Annotated in this window: 6 protein-coding genes; 2 read left to right on the forward strand and 4 right to left on the reverse strand. The window is 71.4% G+C overall.

The genetic code is table 11. From position 1 onward, the window contains the following. The first annotated feature begins 26 nt into the window (after positions 1 to 26). Positions 27 to 638, forward strand: coding sequence for a nicotinamide riboside transporter PnuC (gene pnuC / locus E1264_RS39900; RefSeq protein ID WP_132182326.1), 612 nt, complete (start codon positions 27 to 29; stop codon positions 636 to 638). Continuing rightward, positions 635 to 1,786, forward strand: coding sequence for an AAA family ATPase (locus E1264_RS39905; RefSeq protein WP_243711462.1), 1,152 nt, complete (start codon positions 635 to 637; stop codon positions 1,784 to 1,786). The genes pnuC and E1264_RS39905 overlap by 4 nt, the downstream gene beginning before the upstream one ends. Before the next feature lie 15 nt (positions 1,787 to 1,801). Here the strand turns inward: E1264_RS39905 and E1264_RS39910 are convergent, their stop codons facing one another. The 4 genes from E1264_RS39910 to E1264_RS39925 all read right to left on the reverse strand — a co-directional run. Then, a complete protein-coding gene (locus E1264_RS39910) occupies positions 1,802 to 2,089 on the reverse strand; it encodes a hypothetical protein (RefSeq protein ID WP_132182328.1) in 288 nt (95 codons plus the stop codon). Beyond that, the gene (locus E1264_RS39915) at positions 2,086 to 2,388 is read right to left on the reverse strand and encodes a hypothetical protein (RefSeq protein ID WP_132182330.1); all 303 of its coding nucleotides are present in this window, start codon (positions 2,386 to 2,388) and stop codon (positions 2,086 to 2,088) included. The genes E1264_RS39910 and E1264_RS39915 overlap by 4 nt, the downstream gene beginning before the upstream one ends. Positions 2,389 to 2,610: 222 nt before the next feature. Beyond that, entirely contained in the window at positions 2,611 to 3,843 is a 1,233-nt protein-coding gene (locus E1264_RS39920; protein ID WP_132182334.1) for an ROK family transcriptional regulator, read from the reverse strand. Positions 3,844 to 3,960: 117 nt separating this feature from the next. Continuing rightward, the coding region (locus tag E1264_RS39925; protein WP_207936861.1) for a glycoside hydrolase family 3 C-terminal domain-containing protein at positions 3,961 to 5,073 on the reverse strand (1,113 nt) is incomplete at its 5' end.

Consider the following 5,073-nt stretch of genomic DNA (forward strand, 5'->3'; position numbering starts at 1 on the left):
GCACCTGGGGCCGGGAAGAGTAGAGATTGCTTCGGGAACTCCAGAGAGGTGTTCCGCCAGGTCAGCCCGGCGAGTCGGGGTCCGGCCGCAGGTCACCCCAGGGTGCCCGGCAGAACATCCTGAACTGGCCGATCGGCATCGCGAACGTGATCCTGCTCGGCCTCGTCTTCCTGGACGGCGGCCTCTACGCCGACTCCGGGCTGCAGGTCGTCTACATCGCGCTCCAGGCGTACGGGTGGTGGGTGTGGCTGTACGGCGGGGAGGGCCGCGACCGGCTCCCCGTCAGGCGCACCCGGGGAACGGAGTGGGCGGCCCTCATCACCGCGGGCGCGGCCGGCACCGCCCTCCTGACCTGGGCCCTGTCCACCTGGACGGACTCGACAGTCCCGTTCTGGGACGCCCTCACCACCGCGATCTCGCTCATGGCGATCTACGGGCAGTCGCGGAAGCTGCTGGAGTCGTGGTGGCTGTGGATCACCGCGGACCTCGTCTACATCCCGCTGTACTTCTCCAAGGACCTGAAGCTGACGAGCGCGCTGTACGTCATCTTCCTGACGCTGTGCGTGTTCGGGCTGCTGGCCTGGCGCCGCGACTTCCAGTCCGGCCGCATCGCCGGCCCGGCACCGGCCGCGGCGTGACGGCGGATGGCGGCGGACGGCGGCGGGATGACGGCGGCGTGATGCACGCGCACGGGCTGGTGATCGGCAAGTTCTATCCCCCGCACGCGGGACACCACCACCTGATCGACGTAGCGGCGGCGGCGTGCGAGCGGCTGACCGTGGTCGTCGCCGCGTCCAGCGTGGAGAGCGTCCCGCTGCCGCTCCGGGCGGCATGGCTGCGCGAGACGCACCCGCAGCCGCACGTGGAGATCGTCCCGGTCGTGGACGACGAGGAGATCGACTACGGGTCGGACGCAGTCTGGTCGGCGCACGTCGCGGCGTTCCGGGCGGGCGTGGCGACGCGATCGGGCCTCGGCGTGCACGTGCCGCCGGTGGACGCGGTGTTCAGCTCGGAGGCGTACGGGCCCGAGCTGGCGAGGCGCTTCTCCGCCGTCCACGTCCCCGTGGACCCGCCCCGCGAACGCTTTCCGGTGAGCAGCACCGCCGTCCGCGACGACCCCGTGGGGAACTGGGGGTTCCTCGCACCGGCCGTCCGCGGGTATCTGGCGCGGCGCGTCGTGGTCGTCGGCGCGGAGTCGACCGGCACGACGACGCTGGCCCGCGCCCTCGCCGCGCACTACGCGGAGCGGGGCGGGGTGTGGGCGGCGACGCGCTGGGTGCCGGAGTACGGGCGCACGTTCACCGAGGAGAAGCTGGCCGCCGCGCGCCGCGCCACCGGCGACCCTTCACTATGGCTGGACGACTTGACGTGGGAGTCCGCCGACTTCACCCAGATCGCCGAGCACCACGCCGCCATGGAGGACGCCGCCGCCCGGTCGGGTTCACCGCTGCTGGTCTGCGACACCGACGCGTTCGCCACCGCGATCTGGCACGAGCGCTATCTCGGCTCGCCGTCGCCGGAGGTGGAGGCGGTTCACGAGCGAACCCCGCACCATCTGTGGATCCTGACCTCGCCGGAGGGCGTCCCGTTCGAGCAGGACGGCTGGCGCGACGGCGCGCCGATCAGATCGTGGATGTCGGGACGCTTCGAGGAGGAACTGGAAGACCGGGCCCTGCCGCACATCACCGTGACGGGCCGGCACGAGGACCGCCTGGCCGCGGCCGTGGCGGCGACCGACGACCTGCTGGCCAAGGGGTGGACGTTCAGCACCCCGCTGACCCCATAGCCCTTGGCCGCTCTGCTATCCCAGCCAGACCATCCGCGTGATGCGGAATTCCTGGATGTCGCCGAGCACAATGTAGTCGAAGAAGACCGTGGTGCCCTCGACCACCATGGTGTAGGCGATACCGGAATCGTCCAGGGGATCACCCGGCGGAGGGTCTCCCGCGCCGATCGCCGTTCCTCCCGCGAACGCGAAGTCGCAGAAGAATTTGATCATGTCGTTCTTCAGCGAGGTCGGCATTGACTCGATGACGTCGGACGCCTCCCTTACGCAGAAGACCGTCCAGCCGAGCCTGCCTGCGGTCACGCCTCGTTCTCTTCTGGGAACCACCGGCGCTTGAGCTCGTCGATCGAAACCAGTTCGCTCCTGTCCGCGGTCATCGCCCAGCGCCGGCGCTCCTCGCGGTACGGATCCTGGTCGAGGTGGGCCTCGGCCCACCAGTTGTCCATGACCTGGTTGTAGTCGTCCTCCTCCTTGGCGGCCATGACCTGCTCGAGGAACTTGGCCCGCTTCTCCTCCGTCAGCCAGTCGCTGATGCCCCTGATCGTCCGCGGAACCCGCTGGACCTGCCCCGGCAGGAGGGGCTCCACCGGCTGTGCGCTCATGTCGCTCCCGTGTCTCTCGTCGGTCCCCGCTCACCCGTACACGGAGACACTACAGCGCCCCACCGACAGGACGGCGGCCCATTTCGAGAAGCGCAGAGCATTAACCCATTTGAGCGTTAAGAGAAACAAAAGCACTTTGTAGAAATAGGTGCGATTTAGCGTTCATAGATTGGCCGAAGCCGGAAAATCGACCTATTGGTGTCGTCAGCCGTCGCCCCGTCGTCAGGCGTCGGCGGCGGGGCGGCGGTCGAGGCGGAAAAGGTCCTCGTCGATCCGGTCGAGGGCGAGCCGGACGGCGCCGAGGCCGACCGCCTCGTCCGCCAGCTCGGACGCCTCGATGCGGACGGGGCTCAGGCACAGCGGCGCGATCCGCCGCCGCAGCTCGGTGACCAGCAGGTCGCCGGCCCTGACCAGCGGCCCGCCGACCACGATCATCTCGGGGTCGAGGGCGAGCGCCATCGCCGCGACGCCGCGCGCCATCCGGGCCGCGAGCCGCTCCACGACCGCCTTCGCCTCCGCCGCGTCCCATCCGGCCGCCTCCAGGACGCGATCGGCGTGATCGACGTGATCGACGCCCGCGCCCCGCAGCGCGGCGCCCGGCGCGTCGCCGACCCCCGACGCGAAGGCGGCCAGCGCGGCCTCCGCCGCCTTCGGGCACGCGTCCGTGCCGGTGAGGAGCGCTGCGGTGGTGTAGCGCAGGCCCAGCTCCGGCAGCATCCCGACCTCGCCGGCCGCGCCCCAGCGCCCGCGGTGCAGGCGTCCGCCGATGATCGCGCCCATGCCGGTGTGGAGGCCGGCGTGGACGCAGACGACGTCGTCGGTGTCCCGGGCGGCGCCGCGCCACCGCTCGGCGACCGCGGCGAGGTTGGCGTCGTTCTCGACGAGCACCGGGCAGGAGAAGGAACGTGCCAGCTCGCGGCCCAGCCGCACGCCCTCCCAGCCGGGCACGGCCGTGCAGGACGTGACCGTCCCGTCCGGTGCGACGACCCCGGGCGTCCCAGCGGCCACGGCCAGCAGCGACCGCCGGTCGACGTCCACGGCCGCGAGGCACGCCGTCACCGCGTCGCGGACCGCCGCGATCCGCTCGCCGGGCGGCCCCTGCACGTCGAGCCCGGCGCGGTGGCCGCCGACGACGTCGCCGGTGAGGTCGGCGACGGCGACGCTCACCCGGTGCGCGTCGATGTCGATGCCGAGCGCGTACCCGGCGTCGGCGCGGAAGCGGTAGCGGCGGGCGGGCCGGCCGAGCCCCGCGCCGGGACGCGGCGCGCTCTCGGCGGCGAGACCGCGGTCGATCAGCCCGGCCAGCACGCCCTCGGTGGTCGGCCTGGACAGCCCGACCCGTCCGGCCAGCTCCGTCAGCGTGCACTCGCCGCCGTCCCGCAGGGCCCGCAGGGTCGCGGCGGAGTTGAGGCGGCGGAGCACCGAGGGGTCGCCCCCGTGCAGGGAGGGTCGCATCACGGGGCACCCCTTGGCGGCGATCGGCGGACGAACGGCACTCCCCGAGGGCGGATAGGCACCCCCGTATCCGGACGCATCCAAGAATACCGAGGTCAGAGCCGTATTTCCGGCGTATCAGTCGTCGTAGTCGAGACCGAACCCGTACGGGAACAGGGGCCTCTTGCCGTCGCCCCGGTTGATGGGCTGCTGGCCGGCGTCGCGCATCCAGGTGACGGGCAGCCGCCCGGTGGGGTCGGCGTCGCCGTAGAGGACGTCCGCGACGCCCGCGCCCTCCGTGCCGGGGAGCCACGCGGCGACCAGCGCGTCCCATCGGGGGAGCTGCGCGGCGATGTCCAGCGGGCGCCCCGACACCAGCACCACGATCACCGGGACGCCCGCGTCGCGGAGCCGGTCGATGGTCTCAAGGTCTTCCGCGTCGAGGCCGAGGCCACCCGTCCGGTCACCGTGGTACTCGGCGTACGGCTTCTCCCCCACCACGGCGATCGCGGCGTCGTAGGACGGGTCGATGCCCTTGCCGTCCCTGCTGTGGGCGACGGTGGCGGACGGGTCCGCGGCCTTGCGGATGCCGTCCAGGATCGTCGTGCCCGGTGTGATCGGCCCCGGCTCGCCCTGCCAGGTGATCGTCCACCCGCCGGACTGCATGCCGATGTCGTCCGCGCTGCGGCCCGCCACGAAGACCTTGTCCTCGTCGTCCAGCGGGAGCACGTCGTCGTCGTTCTTCAGCAGCACCTGCGACGCGGCCACGGCCCGCCTCGCCAGCCCGCGATGCGCCGCACTGCCGACCGTCTTCAGATAGGACCGGTCCGCGAGCGGACGCTCGAAGAGCCCGAGCTCGAACTTCTTCGTGAGGATCCGCCGATTGGCGTCATCAATGCGGGACATGGGCACGCGACCACCCACCACCTCGTCCCGCAGATAGTCGATGAACCGGCGCCATTCCGTCGGCACCATGGCCACGTCGATCCCGGCGTTGATCGCGGAAGCGACCTCGTCCCTCGTGAACCCGGGCCGCCCGTCGATCCGGTCGATCCCCTTGTAGTCGGAAACCACAATCCCGCTAAAGCCCAGCTCACCCTTCAGCACATCATTGATCAGGTACCGATGCCGGTGCATCTTCATCCCGTTCCACGAGCTGTAGGAGATCATCACAGACCCCACGCCCCGCTCGACCGCCGCCCGGAAAGGCGGCAGATGAACGGCCCGCAGCTCCCTCTCCGAGATACGGGC

Origin of the sequence: Actinomadura sp. KC216, from assembly GCF_004348535.1 — a bacterium.
In the GTDB taxonomy this organism is placed as follows: domain Bacteria; phylum Actinomycetota; class Actinomycetes; order Streptosporangiales; family Streptosporangiaceae; genus Spirillospora.